The organism is Klebsiella sp. BDA134-6 (assembly GCF_015601345.1).
Lineage (GTDB): Bacteria > Pseudomonadota > Gammaproteobacteria > Enterobacterales > Enterobacteriaceae > Klebsiella > Klebsiella grimontii.
In genome coordinates, this window is record NZ_CP064784.1 from 1,519,140 (window position 1) to 1,534,255 (window position 15,116).

At 57.1% G+C, this 15,116-nt stretch carries 12 protein-coding genes; 7 read left to right on the plus strand and 5 right to left on the minus strand.

Annotated features, from left to right (window positions below):
• Nucleotides 1-14: 14 nt before the first annotated feature.
• The 5 genes from IYV58_RS06965 to IYV58_RS06985 all read right to left on the minus strand — a co-directional run bounded on the left by IYV58_RS06965 (nucleotide 15) and on the right by IYV58_RS06985 (nucleotide 5,898).
• Nucleotides 15-1,532 carry a carbohydrate porin gene (locus IYV58_RS06965; RefSeq protein ID WP_004130150.1) on the minus strand — a complete coding sequence of 506 codons (1,518 nt, stop codon included), beginning with the start codon at nucleotides 1,530-1,532 and terminating at the stop codon, nucleotides 15-17.
• Nucleotides 1,533-1,697: 165 nt separating this feature from the next.
• Nucleotides 1,698-2,621: an aminoimidazole riboside kinase gene (locus tag IYV58_RS06970; protein ID WP_049115002.1), complete on the minus strand. Its 924-nt coding sequence runs from the start codon at nucleotides 2,619-2,621 to the stop codon at nucleotides 1,698-1,700.
• 281 nt (nucleotides 2,622-2,902) lie between these two features.
• Entirely contained in the window at nucleotides 2,903-3,694 is a 792-nt protein-coding gene (locus IYV58_RS06975; protein WP_195729501.1) for an ABC transporter ATP-binding protein, read from the minus strand.
• On the minus strand, nucleotides 3,691-4,773 hold the full coding sequence (locus tag IYV58_RS06980) for a FecCD family ABC transporter permease (RefSeq protein WP_004130153.1): 1,083 nt from the start codon (nucleotides 4,771-4,773) through the stop codon (nucleotides 3,691-3,693). The genes IYV58_RS06975 and IYV58_RS06980 overlap by 4 nt, the downstream gene beginning before the upstream one ends.
• 6 nt (nucleotides 4,774-4,779) lie before the next feature.
• On the minus strand, nucleotides 4,780-5,898 hold the full coding sequence (locus tag IYV58_RS06985; RefSeq protein WP_195729502.1) for an ABC transporter substrate-binding protein: 1,119 nt from the start codon (nucleotides 5,896-5,898) through the stop codon (nucleotides 4,780-4,782).
• A gap of 274 nt (nucleotides 5,899-6,172) precedes the next feature.
• On the opposite strand from IYV58_RS06985, the gene IYV58_RS06990 reads away from it, so the two are divergent.
• The 7 genes from IYV58_RS06990 to pheP all read left to right on the plus strand — a co-directional run bounded on the left by IYV58_RS06990 (nucleotide 6,173) and on the right by pheP (nucleotide 15,066).
• Nucleotides 6,173-6,565, plus strand: coding sequence for a hypothetical protein (locus tag IYV58_RS06990; protein WP_004130158.1), 393 nt, complete (start codon nucleotides 6,173-6,175; stop codon nucleotides 6,563-6,565).
• Between the two features lie 298 nt (nucleotides 6,566-6,863).
• Nucleotides 6,864-7,334 carry an RcnB family protein gene (locus IYV58_RS06995; RefSeq protein WP_087828710.1) on the plus strand — a complete coding sequence of 157 codons (471 nt, stop codon included), beginning with the start codon at nucleotides 6,864-6,866 and terminating at the stop codon, nucleotides 7,332-7,334.
• A 428-nt stretch (nucleotides 7,335-7,762) separates the two neighbouring features.
• Nucleotides 7,763-8,941, plus strand: coding sequence for a M20 aminoacylase family protein (locus tag IYV58_RS07000; protein WP_142480700.1), 1,179 nt, complete (start codon nucleotides 7,763-7,765; stop codon nucleotides 8,939-8,941).
• A 19-nt stretch (nucleotides 8,942-8,960) separates the two neighbouring features.
• Nucleotides 8,961-9,737 carry an ABC transporter substrate-binding protein gene (locus IYV58_RS07005; RefSeq protein WP_195729503.1) on the plus strand — a complete coding sequence of 259 codons (777 nt, stop codon included), beginning with the start codon at nucleotides 8,961-8,963 and terminating at the stop codon, nucleotides 9,735-9,737.
• A gap of 314 nt (nucleotides 9,738-10,051) precedes the next feature.
• Nucleotides 10,052-11,005, plus strand: a complete 954-nt coding sequence (locus IYV58_RS07010) for an aldo/keto reductase (protein WP_087828709.1) — start codon at nucleotides 10,052-10,054, stop codon at nucleotides 11,003-11,005.
• Between the two features lie 341 nt (nucleotides 11,006-11,346).
• Nucleotides 11,347-13,584, plus strand: coding sequence for a TonB-dependent receptor (locus IYV58_RS07015; protein ID WP_087828708.1), 2,238 nt, complete (start codon nucleotides 11,347-11,349; stop codon nucleotides 13,582-13,584).
• A gap of 105 nt (nucleotides 13,585-13,689) precedes the next feature.
• The gene (gene pheP / locus IYV58_RS07020) at nucleotides 13,690-15,066 is read left to right on the plus strand and encodes a phenylalanine transporter (protein ID WP_087828707.1); all 1,377 of its coding nucleotides are present in this window, start codon (nucleotides 13,690-13,692) and stop codon (nucleotides 15,064-15,066) included.
• The last annotated feature ends 50 nt before the right edge of the window (nucleotides 15,067-15,116 follow it).

Consider the following 15,116-nt stretch of genomic DNA (forward strand, 5'->3'; position numbering starts at 1 on the left):
TCAGACGTTACCCGTCAGAACCAGGTTTCCATCTGCATACCGAACGACCATTCGCCGCCCGATTTAAAACCACTGCTGCCCAGCGCGTCGTCGCTGGCGTAATTATTCAGTTTTTTGCTCCAGTCCATCCACGAGGTATAAAGGCGGATTTCAGGACGGCTGAAGAAATCACCGATACTGCCGACCTTAAAGGTCGGGGCGAAGGTGAGCTTGTAGAAGCTACCGTTCACCGCATGGCGATCGTTATAACCTTCAGGTTTAAGATCCATATACTGGTAGCTGCCTTCGTAAGCGAGAGCGAAGTTCTGGTTGATCTCCTGGATTAGACGCATGTTGAGCGTTGCCCACTGATAGCTGTCGCCCTCGGCATAACGATCTTTACTGCTTTGCGCCAGGATAGCCGGGGCGATAAACCAGTTTTTGCTGAGCGGCGTGGTGCCGTAGCTGGCAAAGCGCCAGGTGTTGGCCCCCGAGCGTAACGCGCCGTCAGAGCCGATGCCTTTAACTTCCGCGCCCAGGCCGTGACCGTAGAGCAGGGCGGTTTTGCTGGTGCCTTCACGCAGGCCGTAAAAACTGTCGTTATGCAACCCGAGCAGCGCATGGGTCCCGGTATTTGCCGCATCGCCTTTGACCGGATTACCGTTGGTATCCTGACGTTCATCGTTGTCTTTTGCCCGCATCCCGCTGACCATCACCTGCACCGGACCGATAAAGTTGTTCATGCTGACGATATAGTTCTGCACGCTGTTGCTCGAATCAGCAATATCGCCGAAGTTGCGTCCGTAGAGAGAGAAGTTACTGCGAATGCTATCGTTCCACCTGACGTCGTAAATACCGCCCCCGGTACCGGCGAGGAACACAACGTCAGAGTCAATCCAGTGAATATCAAAGTTGTCGCGATCGAAGCGTTTCCCGGCCCACAGGGTGGATCCTTTAAACGGCCCTTCGAAGGCAGGCAGGTTGCCCAGTTCGACGAAAGCCTGGCGAACGTTCAAATCACTGGTGCTCGCCGTCCAGTCGTTATAATTGGTTTGTCCGTCGGCGACCATCACTTTGAAGCGGGTCGTCGCGCCATTATCCAGGGTCTGCTTATGTTCAAGATTCATTTCAACATAGGTATCGGCCTGGTTTCCCAGACGGCCGATAGCCCCGCCGGTTTCCCCCGCTGGCGTCATGTAGGCGCCGGATTTGGTGCTGGCGGCGGAATCATTCATTATCACGCCGGAGCGGGCGTAGCCGTGAAACTCAAAGCCGCTTTTCTCATCGGCTTTTTTCTCAAGTTTGGCGGTACGTTGAACCACTTCCTGCGTCGTGTCCTGATTTTTTTGCTGCTGGGTGGTCAGCTGCTGGACTTTTTTCTCCGCTGACTCGGCGCGGTTTTCCGCGGTTTGCGCTCTGTTTTCCGCCTCCTGCAGGCGTTTTTCCAGCGCGACCAGGCGGGCTTCTATACTGCTGAGGTCCGTTTGCGCGTGGGCTGAGGCGGCGCCGGTTAGCAAAGCGATAAGGACCGCGAGTGTGCTTTTTTTATACATGCTGGTTGCATCCCGAAAGTAAAATTTGAAAATGTTGTTTTTTGCTAAACCGGTTTAGGCGCTATGTTAAACATGAGCCTTAACATTTTGAAATGGATTTTGCTAAACCGGTTTAATAATTGTGATGGATGCAACAAAGTGGGCCGCGCACGACGGCCTGAACAATCAAAACTGGCGATTAAGGTCGCGCTGGTATGGCAGAGCGGTCATCGCGCCTTTCGCCGTTGTCGCCAGAGCGCCGCAGGTTTGCGCCAGCGTCAGGGTGGGTTCCAGCCCTTCGATATCCGTCGGCATCCCTTTGGCGGCAAGGCTTGCGAGCAGTCCGGCGACAAAAGCGTCGCCCGCGCCGGTGGTGTCCACGCTGACCACGGGCTTGGCGCTGAAATGGGTAAACTGCTGCTGGAAAGCGGCAAGCACGCCCGCTTTGCCCTGGGTGACCAGCAGCAATTCAGGCTGGTAGCGCGCGGTGATGCTGGCGATGCCTTGCGCTAAATCATCACTTCCGCTGATGAATACCAGTTCCTCTTCCGACAGCTTCACCACGTTGGCCATGCGCAGGGCGCGATCGAGGCAGGCGTGCAGCAGCTCCTGATCCTGCCAGAGGTCCGGGCGGATATTGGGGTCAAAGCTAACCCGGCCGCCAGCTAGCTTGATTTTCTCCATAGCCGCGAAGGTGGTGCTGCGGCTGGGCTCGGCGCTAAGCGCGATAGAGCAGACGTGCAGCCACTGGTTGGCGGTAAACTGCGGCAGGTCTTCTTTCGCCAGGAACAGATCCGCGCTTGGGCGCACCATAAAGGTAAAGGTGCGTTCGCCCTGATCGTCAAGGTCGACCACGACGGTGGAGGTTCGGTGCTCGCCGTCGAGGCGCATGTGGCTGACGTCGACCAGCTCCTGCTGCAGCGTGTGGCGCATAAAGCGGCCAAACGGGTCGTCACCGACGCGCCCGATAAACCCGCTGATGCCGCCAAGACGGGCGATACCTACCGCCACGTTGGCCGGCGCGCCGCCGGGGCAGCGCAGCAGGCGGCCTTCGCTCTCCGGCAGCAGGTCAACTACCGCATCTCCCAGAACCCAAACTTTTGCAATCATGCTGAAAAATCTCCATAGCTAAACTTAGTTAAACCGTTTTAGCACATTAAAGCATAGCGACAGGATCAGGGGAACGTTACGGGCGGAAAAGTGCGAACCAGGGCATAAAAACGTGAGCTGGTTGGCAAAAGATTGATGATTCGGCCAGGCGGGAGGGGCTGCCGGTGGCGACGGGTGATATGGCGGCGAAACGCGGTATGCCGGAGAGGCGCAGCGCGCTGCCTCCGGCAAAGCCCAGGCAGAGAAGGGCTCTCAGGGCTGATGTTCAACGCCGAGCCTGCTCAAGCTCCCGCCGCCAGACCGTCGATAATCACCTGCATCACACCCTGAGAACAGGGCTCGATGCGCCCGCGCACGCCGTAAACCGCCGCCAGAGCCTGCGGGGTAATCACCTCGGCCGGCGCGCCGTCCCCCTGCAGTTGCCCCTCTTTTAACATCAGCACGTGATCCGCATGGCGCAGGGCGATATTGATGTCGTGAACCACCACCAGCGTGATGATGTTGCGCCTCCGCGTCTCCTCACGCACCAGATACATCACGTGAAATTGATAGTTTAAATCCAGCGCGCTAAGAGGCTCATCCAGCAGCAGGAGGGCCGGTTGGCGAATAAGCGATTGCGCCAGGCCGACGAGCTGCTTCTGCCCGCCGGATAGCCGGTCGAGGTAGCTCAGCGCCAGATGTTCAATGCCTAGCTGGCGCAGTAGCGACATCACCTGCGCCTGATTCTCCGGGCTGTGCGCTCCTCCGGCGGCGCGTTGAGCGACAATAATCGACTCCAGCACCCGCAAGTGCACGCCGGCGGGCAGCGTCTGCGGCAGGTAGACCACTTTTTCCGCTCGCCGGGCAAAGGGGAGGGCAAGCAGATTCTCACCGTCCAGCGACAGCTCGCCCGCGGACGGCCCCAGCCCGGCCATCGCCCGCATCAGGGTGGATTTTCCGCTGCCGTTGGGGCCGAGCAGCGCGGTGATTTTACCGCGCTGCAGCCTCGGTACCGTCAGGTCGCGGATCACCTGGCGTCTGGGATAACCGGCGCTGAAATGGGTCAGCGCCAGTCCGGATACAACCTGGCTCATACGTGCCCCCGATGACGCAAAATGATGCTCAGGAAAAAAGGCACCCCCACCAGCGAGGTCACGATGCCAACCGGAATTACAGCGCCGGGGATCAGGTTTTTTGCCGCAACCGAAGCCAGCGACAGGACGAGGGCGCCGATTAACGCGCTGGCCGGCAGGTAAAAGCGGTGATCTTCGCCGAAAACCAGTCTGGCGATATGCGGCGCTACCAGGCCGATAAAACCGATTGGGCCAACGAACGCCACCGAAATCGCCGAAAGAACGCTGATGCGCAGCAGGGTGGTCAGGCGCAGGCGGCGCACGTTGATGCCGAAACTGACGGCCCGGTCTTCGCCGAGGCGCAGCGCGGTCAGCTTCCACGCGCTGCGCATGGATAGCGGCATGACGACCGCCAGTATCGCAAACAGGATCCCCACCTTTTGCCATGAAGCGCGGTCAATGCTGCCCATCGTCCAGAACACCAGCCCCTGGAGGGTATCTTCGTTGGCGACAAACTGCAGCATCGATACCAGCGCATTGAAGGTAAACACCAGCGCGATGCCGAACAGAATGACGCCGGAGGTGGCGACCTGTGTCCAGCGCGTAATGCCGTCCAGCAGCAGCGCCGCCAGCAGGGCGAAGATAAAAGCGTTGGCCGAGACAAACCACTGGCCGGGAATGCCGGGAATACCCATCCCCAGCACGATAGCCAGCGCCGCGCCGAAGGCCGCCGCCGATGAGACGCCGAGCGTAAACGGGCTCGCCAGCGGATTGTTAAGGATGGTCTGCATTTCAGCTCCGGCGAGGCCGAGAGCCAGGCCGACGACGACGGCCATCAGCGCATAGGGCATGCGGATATCCCAGACGATCGCTCGCGTTCCGGCGCTGGCGCTGCCCGGGTCGGTAAGAGTTTGCCAAAGCGCCTGCAGCGACAGACCCGATGGCCCCATGACGAAGTCGAGCAGCAGCGAGGCAATAATCAACAGCGTCAGCAGCAGCAGCATGATGGCACGGCGGCGCACAATGTGACGATAGTTTGCCATGACGTCACGGCTATCGACGCCAAACGCGACGATATCGGATTCAGAAGAGAGACTCATGGCTCATTACTCACCTTGTTGCCAGGAAAAAACAAACGGCAGATCGGGCAGGGTGGTGAAATGACGAACAATGTAGTGCCAGCTGTCGTCAGGGTTGAGGCCGCTGAAGGTCTGGGGATAGATATCCTTCGCCAGATACGCCATACCGACGATATTCCACGGATGGTTATAGAAGTGGTGGTAAATGCCGTAAGCGCGTTTTGCTTCGATCGTCGGGATGTTGCTCACGCCGGTGCGCGACAGCAGCCGCTCCGCCTGGCGATTGACCTCCTGGGGATCGGCCTGTAAACCGAGCGGCAGCACCTGGCTATTCCCGCGTTTTGAACCGGTCATAATATAGGCATCCGGCTTCATGCTAATCACTTTTTCCAGCGACACAAATCCGGAAGCGCCCGGCAGCAGCTGCGAACCGATATTGTTCGCGCCGACGGCTTCGACCAGACCGCCCCAGCCGTTGTGGCCGTGCGTGAAGCAGCAGGCATCGCTATTACCCGCCAGCGCCTCGACAAAAACGTTAGCCTTCGGGGGGATGTTCGCGGTTTTCTGGCGGATGGCGTCCAGTTGCTGACGGTAATAGTCGGTATAGGCTTTGGCGTTTTCTTCACGGTTAAGGACTTTCCCCAGCAGATCGATACTCGGGGCGGTGTCTTTGCCGGGGTTGATTTCATAATCGACGAACAGCACGGGAATATTCAGCGCGCTGAGCTTGCTGATGACACCGCTCTCCTCCAGCGCGGGCTTCGCGCGAAGCTGGGCGATCATCAGGTCAGGCTGGCGGGAGATGACGCTCTCAAGGTCAACGTTGCCCTTATCGCTAAAGCCCATATCGAGGATCTGAGCGGATTGCGGCCACTTCTCCTGCAGCATTTTCCAGGTATTGATGTCCTGTTTTCTGGCCAGGTTATTCCATGCCACGACGCGCCTGAAAGGGTTGTCGCGGTCGAGCAGAGCCATGGCCATAATATCGCGACCATCCTGCAGGATAATGCGCTGTGGCTCATGCTGGAGCGTAATCGCGCGGCCGTCGAGATCGGTGACGGTGAGCGGATATTGCGCGGCAAAGCTTAAGAGAGGAGTGGAAATCAGGGCAGTAAGGATGAGCGAACCTACTGATTTTATTGCCATAATATGCGTTCCGTTTGCTAATTTATAAATATAATGATTCTGAGAATTATTCTCGTGTAAACATAAACGGCAAGTATATCAACGGCAAATGACTTAAAATGTAACAAATTTGTTGGAATTTATTCGAGCATCCAGAAGTGGGACGCGGCAGACCAAAAGTCGATAGAAAAGTCTGAAATCAGTTTTAAGAACAATCCCTAAAGCCAGACGGCAAAATCTTGTGCCATGCTAAATGCGACTCATAACATTAAGTTCGTTAGCGAGAGAGGATATTATGAAAAAAGCAATGATTGCATTATCGGCGATTCTGGTAGCAGCTCCTGTTTTTGCTGCAACAACGACACACGCAACCGACGATACCGTCGCGGCGGCCCATGAAGGGGCGAACACCGCGAAAGAAAAACTGCACGAGGCCCAGCACCAGGGCGAAGAGCAGCAGCTTAAAGCCAAACACGCGGCTGAAGGCAAAAGCGACAGCGTAGGCAGCGAAGTCAGCGAAGGCGCGCAGAAAACCTGGAACAAGACCAAAGAAGGGACTGAGAAGGGGTGGAACGCGACTAAAGAAGGCACCGAAAAAGGCTGGAATAAGACCAAAGAGGTCAGCAAAGAAGGCTGGGATAAAACCAAGCAGGGTGCTGAAGAGCTAAAAACTAAAGTCACTGAGTAATCACTGACTCTTTGCTAAAAAAGGCCGCGAAAGCGGCCTTTTTTGTTATTTAGCGCGTATTGTTCAGCCTCGGGATAATATTTTTAACAGGTGATAATGCTATCCCCAATGAAAATCGATCCGGCTTGCAGTATACCCGGGAGCAGAGTAAATCCTGTGGCTGGGTTAAATGAGCGCAGCCAATAAAAATGCGCCTTGAAAGACTAAGCGGATATGCCAGGAATTGTCCTGGTTATATTACTACTCACTATTCCTCCACATTTTCCTGGTACAAAGGAAATATATCAGGAGGTGTATTATGAAAAAAATTCTTTCACTGGCGATTATTTTATCTTGTGCTTTGACTTCCGTCTCCTGGGCGGATGGTCCTGGCGGCAACAACCACGGTCAGCAGCAGGTCTGGCAGCAAGACGCCGGCCGGGGCGGCCCGGACGGTAACCGTCAACAGGGGCCGCAGGCCAACAACCATCAGGGTAACGGCGATAACCGTGGCCCGACGCATGGTGACAAGGGGCCGCAGGGTAACCCTCATCAGGCGCGCCACGAGCGGGACCACTTCGCGTGGAACGGCCATGATTTCCGCAAAGGTCAGACGGCCCCGGAACGTTTTCGCGGCAATGATTACCGGATAAACGACTGGAACGATCGCGGATTACCGGCACCGCCACGCGGGCAGCACTGGTCCTATATTGACGGTAACTATGTGCTGATTGCCGCCGCGACCGGGATTATTACGTCGATCCTGATCAACGGCGCGCTGAGCCACTAACTTTTTTACTTAACCTCGCCACCGCTTCCCCCGGAGGCGGTGCCCCGGGCTACCGATTCCCCCGCGTCTGAGGGATGGTAGTCCGGCTAGCCTGGCGCTATCGGGCGATGCCCGCTCGCCCTTGTTTTCGCTTCAAATCCGCGCAAAAACTGCAAAGTTGAAAATATCATCCATGCGCCTCTTCTTTGCTGTTTTATCTGCTTATTTAGGCTTTATAAATGTGTATTGTGCTTCATGGTTAATAAAAAGCAGAGAATGTAAGAAGTACCCTGGTTCAGGCGTTAGTAAAAGACGTCCGCTTCGCCTTTAAATCGCTATGAATAAATCAGATGAAAACCCCGCGTGGAATAAGAAATCCTGCTTGCAATAAACCCTTAGCACGTTAAGTTATTAAAGCTTTGCATCTGATTCTATTCCCGGAGACCGGCATGACCGACTGTGTAATTCCTGAAATTAAAGCCACCGAAGATGAAATGATTGCGATCCGTCATTATTTACACGCCAATCCGGAATTAAGCCTGGAAGAGTTTAATACCAGCGAGCTGGTGGCCGGAAAACTGACCGAGTGGGGCTATATGGTGACCCGCGGGCTGGCGAAAACCGGGGTGGTAGGAACGTTAAGCAAGGGCGATTCGCCGCGTACTATCGGCCTACGCGCCGACATGGACGCGCTGCCGATTTTCGAAGCGACCGATCTCCCCTGGGCCAGCACCGTGGCCGGAAAAATGCACGCCTGCGGCCACGATGGCCATACCACTATTCTGCTGGCGGCGGCGAAATATATCGCCTCGCCGGCTTGCCAGTTCAACGGCACGGTACACCTGATATTCCAGCCTGCGGAAGAGGCGATCGGCGGCGCGGATTTAATGATTAAAGACGGCCTGTTTGAGCGCTTCCCCTGCGAGCGCATCTTCGGCCTGCACAATATGCCGGGCCTGCCGGTGGGGAAACTCGGCTTTTACGCCGGTAATTTTATGGCCTCGGCGGATACGGTAAAAATCACTATTACCGGCTACGGCGGCCACGGCGCGCACCCCGAGCGCACCGTCGACCCCATTGTGACCGGCGCGGCGCTGGTGATGAATCTGCAAAGTATCGTTGCCCGTAACGTACCGCCGGGCGAAACCGCGGTGGTCAGCGTCGGCACTTTCCAGGCGGGTATCGCCTCCAACGTCATCCCCGAGAACGTGGTGATGGAGCTGAGCGTGCGGGCGATGAAGCCGGAAATCCGCGACCTGCTGATTAAGCGCATCAAAGAGCTCGCTGATTTTACCGCCAAAAGCTACGGCGCCAGCAGCGAGGTTGAGGTTTTTGACTCTTATCCGGTGCTGACCAACAGCGGCGAGGAGACCGAGTTCGCCAAAGCGCTGGCGCTGGAGGTCTTTGGCGAGGAGGGCGTACTGGAATCCATTTCGCCGATGAACGCCAGCGAAGATTTCGCCTTTATGCTCCAGAAACGCCCCGGCTGCTACTTCCTGCTGGGCAATGGTGAGAAAGGCGGGAAGGGCGGCTGTATGGTGCACAACCCCGGCTATGACTTTAATGATGACATTATTTCCACCGGCGCGACGCTGTTCGCCCGGTTAGTTGAAACACACTGCCGTTGATCTCTGGAGTCCGTAAATAATGAAAAAATCTCTTCTGCTGTGGGTCGCGCTGATGGCCTCAACTTCAGCTCTGGCCGCAGAAAATAAGGAAATTCGCTTTGGCGTCGATCCCACCTTCGCGCCGTTTGAATGGAAAGATCCGCAGGGTAAGCTGGCGGGTTTTGATATTGACCTCGGCAACGCGATTTGCGCCCAGCTGCAGGCGAAGTGCGTGTGGGTGAAAAGCAACTTCGACGGCATTATCCCGGCGCTGAAGGCGCGTAAGTTCGACGCGATCCTCTCCGGTATGTATATGACCGAGAAGCGTAAAGAGCAGATCGGCTTTAGCGACAAGCTGTACAACGGCCCGGTGTTCCTCGTGGCGCGTAAAAACACCCTGGCCGGAAATACCGTCGAACAGCTGAAGGGGAAAACCATCGGCGTAGAGCAGGGCTCGGCGCAGGAGACTTACGTTAACCAGCACTGGCGCACGGCGGGGATCAATATCGTCGCTTATCAGGGGGCGGATCGCGTGGTTCAGGATCTGGAGTCCGGGCGTATTGACGGCGCGGTGTTGTCCGGGATGATGGCCGACTACAGCTTCCTGCAGCAGCCGCAGGGTAAAGATTTTGCCTTCGTTGGCGGTCACTTGAAGGACGACAAGCTGTTCGGCGCCGGCGCGGCGATTGGCCTGCGCAAAGAGGACGATGCCCTGCGCCAGGAGATTAACGGCGCGATAGCCCGCATTCTCGCCGACGGCACCTATAAAAAGCTCGCCGGGAAATATTTTAGCTTTGACGTCTATTCCGGGACATAATGTTGTTATGCATTCAGCGGGCACGGATAGCCCGCTTCAAGCTTCCTTTTCTTACTATCATTTCTGATCCTTGGCATTTCTTGAAAGGACACAGAATATAAGCATTACCCTATATAATTTGCGTTGCATGAAGGCGACAAGAGAGTGACAAATTCGTCAGGAACGAATTTGACCAGCCGAAGGCTGGCCTTCGGTGAGAGGCAGGAGCCTCTCATTAATCCCCGGGACCTTACTCGAGTATGTGACCGGGGTGAACACGCGAAGTCAACGCACAGGCAACGTGAAGTATGACGGGTAAATAAGGAGTGAACGGCATGATGACACGTCCCTTGGGCAAAACCGGATTTTCCATCGCCCCGCTGGTGTTTGGCGGTAACGTTTTTGGCTGGACCATCGATGAAAAAACCAGTTTTGCCATTCTTGATGCGTTTATAGACCACGGCTTCGATGCTATCGACACGGCGGATGTTTACTCCCGCTGGGCGGACGGCAACCAGGGCGGCGAGTCTGAAACCATTATCGGCCGCTGGCTACAGGCGCGGCCAGGCATGCGCGATAAGGTAAAGCTCTTCACCAAAGTGGGTTCCGATTTAGGCCTTCCCGGTCATAAAGGGTTGAAAAAAGCGTGGGTCCAGCAGGCGGTGGACGACTCCCTGCGACGCCTGAATACCGATTATATTGACCTCTATTTCGCCCACTGGCCGGACCCGGAAACGCCGGTCGCCGAAACCCTCGACGCCTTCCACGCCCTACAGCAGGCGGGGAAAATCCGCGCCATGGGCGCCTCGAACCTCGATGCGCAGCAGCTTTCGAGCGCGCTGGAAGTGTCGCGCAAAAGCGGTCTGCCGGCCTGGCAGGTGCTGCAGCCGGAATACAATCTTTATCATCGCTCGGCTTTTGAGGGCGCGCTCTGCGACCTGTGCATCAGCCGCGATATCGGCGTGGTGACCTACTACAGCCTGGCGTCCGGCTTCCTGACCGGCAAATACCGCCAGCAGTCCGATCTGGCGCAAAGCCAGCGCGGGGGCGGCATTGGCAAATATCTCAATCCGCGCGGGCTGCGTATTGTCGATACCCTGGTTGAAGTGGCGGAGCAAAGCGGCGCTAAACCTGCCGAAGTCGCGCTGGCCTGGCTGATGAGCCGCGACGGCGTGACGGCGCCCATCGCCAGCGCCACCAGCCTCGCTCAGGTGGAGAGCTTTGCTCGCGCCGCTGCACTGACCCTGAGCGCCGACCAACAGGCGCGTCTGGATACCGCCAGCGCGTAGTGATTGAGGCCGGAGCCTGTCGGGTTCCGGTCTTTTGTCTCGCCGCGTTTTGTTGCGCACGCTTCCTCACCTTCAGCCCAAACCACTGCGGCGAATCCCTTTCACCGAAAATGAAACGTTTTTCCAGACGGCAAAAGCCAGGCTTGATTACGATAAGATAATGAGTATAGTTCTCATTCTTCTTCTTGTTTGCGATTTTATCAGGAGATAACCTGCGTACGTCGCGGGCTCACAGGTAAACGGCGAAGGCACTGGATGGGGCTCACAGGCGCAAGACCGGAAACGCGAATTTCGGCGGCGGAGTCACTATCGGATCGTTGATTTTGTTCAGGACTGATCTTATGAAACGCACTCTCCCGGCGCTGGCCGTCTCTGCCAACTTAAGCGGCCGCGCCGCACCGGCTTTCCCACTGCGGAAAACGCTGCTGGCGTTAACCATTGGCGCTATCTCCCATTCGGCAACGGCGGCGGAAAACGTCGCCGAACGCCAGAAAAGCGAAGAAACGATGGTCGTTCAGGCCTCATCCGCCAGCGATTTTAAAGCCGGCGGCGATTTGGTGGTGCCCGCCTATCTCGATGGTCAGATAGCCAACGGCGGCCGTCTTGGGATGCTCGGCGAACAAAACGCGATGGACGTTCCGTTTAGCATCATCGGCTATACCTCGAAGCTTATCGAGGATCAGCAGGCGAAAACCATCGCCGATGTGGTCAGCAACGATGCCGGGGTTCAGCCAGTGCAGGGCTACGGTAACTACGCCGAGACCTACCGCATTCGCGGCCTTAAATTTGACGGCGACGATATGACCCTGAGCGGGCTGGCGGGCGTGGTGCCGCGTCAGGTGGTGGATACCGCCATGCTTGAGCGGGTCGAAATTTTTAAAGGTGCCAACGCGCTGCTTAACGGTGCGGCCAGCTCCGGCGTCGGCGGGATGATCAACCTGGAGCCTAAGCGCGCGGAAGATACCCCGACCGCTCGCGTGGGCGTCGACTATACCTCGGATTCTCAGGTCGGCGGTACGCTGGATTTGGGCCGCCGCTTTGGCGACGACAACCAGTTCGGCGCGCGGATGAATCTGGTGCACCGCGAAGGCGAGGCGGCGGTGGAGAGTGATAAGCGCAGAACCACGCTGGCCTCCATAGGGCTCGATTATCGCGGCGAACGGATGCGCAGCTCGTTTGACTTTGGCTATCAGAAAAAAACCTTCCACGGTAGCCCGATGGGCATCAACATTTCGGGCGTCGATTTTATTCCGCACCTGCCGGATAACACCCACAACTACACGCAAAAATGGGCTTATAGCGATATCGAAAATGAGTTCGGTATGCTGAGAATGGAATACGACATTGTCGATAAATGGACCGCCTACGCCGCTCTGGGGGCGCAGCATGCCCATGAAATCGGTCTCTATAGCGCCTCGAAGCTGATTGACCGGGCGGGCAACGCCACGGCGGGGCGCCTGGACACCAACCGCTATATGGATACCGCCAGCGGCATGGCCGGGATACGCGGCGAATTCGCTACCGGTTTTGTGTCGCACAAGGTCAACGTCGGCTATTCGGCGAAAACCCAGAACGACAAAACCGCGTGGCGGATGTCGAAGGCGGCGGATAATCCGCCGGTGAATATCTACGATACCCGTCCGGTTGCGCCCCCGGCGAACGCTTCCTTCGGCGGCGACTATGACGATCCGCTCACCAGCGGCCGTACCCGTTCCCAGGGCTGGCTGCTGAGCGACACCCTCGGCGTGCTGGACGATACGCTGCTATTCACCGTCGGCGCCCGTCATCAGAAAGTGGTGGTGCGTAACTACGATAAAGTCACCGGCCTGCAAAGCGATGCCTGGGACAATAGCCGCTGGATGCCGGCCTATGGCGTGGTCTATAAGCCCTGGCAGGTTCTCTCTTTATACGCTAACCATACCGAAGCCCTGCAGCCGGGCAGCAATGCGCCAACCTCCGCCGCTAACTATGGAGAAAGCGTCGGAATTATTCACTCGAAACAAAACGAAGTCGGGATGAAGGCGGATTTTGGCCGCATTGGCGGCTCGCTGGCGCTGTTTGAAATTAAAATGCCGTCTGCCTTCCTGGATAGCCAGAAACGCTATGGCCTTAACGGCGAGCAGCGCAATCGCGGCGTGGAATTTAACGTATTCGGCGAACCGCTGTACGGCCTGCGCCTTAACGCCAGCGCGACCTGGCTGAAAGCCGAACTGTCAAAAACCAAGGATGGCGTCAATGATGGTAAAACAGCCATCGGCGTACCGGGCTTCTACGCGGTGCTTGGCGCAGAGTATGACATCAAACCTATCGACGGCCTCACCGCCACCGCACGCCTCAATCACTCGGGTTCGCAGTATGCCGACCAGGCGAACAGCAAGAAGATTGATAGCTTCACGACCCTGGATCTCGGCGTGCGCTATCGTCTGGCGCTTAACGAGAACCAGAATCAGATGACGGTACGCGCGGGCGTCGATAACGTGACGGATGAGAACTACTGGTCCGGCGCGGACGACAGCGGAACCTATCTGTTCCGCGGCGAACCGCGCACGTTCAAGGTTTCGGTCGGCTACGAATTTTAAGGCAAAACCGCAGGAGCGGGCAGGGCGGCTCGTTTCCTGCGGGTTGCGACCGGCCCGGCTTAGTGTTAAAAGGTGCCCCTTCATATAAACACACAGGGGATCGACGTGAAAGACGCGTCAACGTCGTCGGATGCCGTAGAGGAAAGCGGCCCGACGCTTCATCGCGGTTTACAGAACCGACATATTCAACTTATCGCCCTTGGCGGCGCCATCGGTACCGGCCTGTTTCTCGGCATCGGGCCAGCGATTCAAATGGCGGGACCGGCCGTACTGATCGGCTATGCCGTCGCCGGGATCGTCGCCTTTCTGATCATGCGCCAGCTGGGTGAAATGGTCGTCGAAGAACCGGTTTCAGGCTCCTTTGCCCACTTTGCCTATAAATACTGGGGCCCGTTCGCCGGTTTTCTTTCCGGCTGGAACTACTGGGTGATGTTCGTGCTGGTGGGGATGGCGGAGCTGACCGCCGCCGGGATCTATATGCAGTACTGGCTGCCGGACGTGCCGACGTGGATCTGGGCCGCCGCGTTCTTCCTCATTATCAACGCCGTAAACCTGGTGAACGTGCGCCTGTACGGCGAGGCGGAGTTCTGGTTCGCGCTGATAAAGGTGCTGGCGATTATCGGCATGATTGGCTTTGGTCTGTGGATGCTGTTCGGCGGCCACGGCGGCAGCAAAGCGGGAATCGATAACCTATGGAAACACGGCGGTTTCTTCGCCACCGGCTGGCACGGCCTGATTATGTCGCTGGCGGTCATTATGTTCTCCTTCGGCGGACTGGAGCTTATTGGCATTACCGCCGCGGAGGCCCACAACCCGGAAAAGAGCATCCCGAAAGCGGTTAACCAGGTGGTATACCGTATTCTGCTGTTTTATATCGGTTCGCTGGTGGTTCTGCTGGCGCTCTATCCGTGGGTGGAAATCAAATCCGACAGCAGCCCATTCGTGATGATCTTCCATAATCTTGACAGCAATGTGGTGGCTTCCGTGCTGAACTTCGTGATTCTGGTCGCATCGCTGTCGGTTTATAACAGCGGCGTTTACTCGAATAGCCGGATGCTGTTTGGTCTGTCGGTGCAGGGCAATGCGCCGAAGTTTCTCGCCCGCGTCAGCAAGCGCGGCGTGCCGGTTAACTCCCTGCTGCTTTCCGGGATTATTACCTCCCTGGTGGTGGTGCTTAACTATCTGTTGCCGCAGAAAGCCCTCGGCCTGCTGATGGCGCTGGTGGTAGCGACGCTGCTGCTGAACTGGATCATGATCTGCCTGGCGCACCTGAAATTCCGCGCCGCCCAGCGGCGCAAGGGGCGCGAGCCGAAGTTTAAAGCTCTGCTGTCGCCCGGCAGTAACTACGTCTGTATCGCCTTTCTGGCGCTGATCCTGGTGCTGATGTGCACCATCGACGGGATGCGTCTGTCGGCGATTCTGCTGCCGGTGTGGATCCTGTTCCTGTTTGCGGCCTTTAAAACCCTGCGCCGGAAGGCGTAGCGCGCGATCGCCCCGCCGTCCGGCGGGGTATCATTCCTTTTATTGTGATC

What these genes read in the sequence shown, in the direction of transcription:
- IYV58_RS06965 (WP_004130150.1), bottom strand. Translation starts at nt 1,532, where the DNA reads ATGTATAAAAAAAGCACACTCGCGGTCCTTATCGCTTTGCTAACCGGC.
- IYV58_RS06970 (WP_049115002.1), bottom strand. Translation starts at nt 2,621, where the DNA reads ATGATTGCAAAAGTTTGGGTTCTGGGAGATGCGGTAGTTGACCTGCTG.
- IYV58_RS06975 (WP_195729501.1), bottom strand. Translation starts at nt 3,694, where the DNA reads ATGAGCCAGGTTGTATCCGGACTGGCGCTGACCCATTTCAGCGCCGGT.
- IYV58_RS06980 (WP_004130153.1), bottom strand. Translation starts at nt 4,773, where the DNA reads ATGAGTCTCTCTTCTGAATCCGATATCGTCGCGTTTGGCGTCGATAGC.
- IYV58_RS06985 (WP_195729502.1), bottom strand. Translation starts at nt 5,898, where the DNA reads ATGGCAATAAAATCAGTAGGTTCGCTCATCCTTACTGCCCTGATTTCC.
- IYV58_RS06990 (WP_004130158.1), top strand. Translation starts at nt 6,173, where the DNA reads ATGAAAAAAGCAATGATTGCATTATCGGCGATTCTGGTAGCAGCTCCT.
- IYV58_RS06995 (WP_087828710.1), top strand. Translation starts at nt 6,864, where the DNA reads ATGAAAAAAATTCTTTCACTGGCGATTATTTTATCTTGTGCTTTGACT.
- IYV58_RS07000 (WP_142480700.1), top strand. Translation starts at nt 7,763, where the DNA reads ATGACCGACTGTGTAATTCCTGAAATTAAAGCCACCGAAGATGAAATG.
- IYV58_RS07005 (WP_195729503.1), top strand. Translation starts at nt 8,961, where the DNA reads ATGAAAAAATCTCTTCTGCTGTGGGTCGCGCTGATGGCCTCAACTTCA.
- IYV58_RS07010 (WP_087828709.1), top strand. Translation starts at nt 10,052, where the DNA reads ATGATGACACGTCCCTTGGGCAAAACCGGATTTTCCATCGCCCCGCTG.
- IYV58_RS07015 (WP_087828708.1), top strand. Translation starts at nt 11,347, where the DNA reads ATGAAACGCACTCTCCCGGCGCTGGCCGTCTCTGCCAACTTAAGCGGC.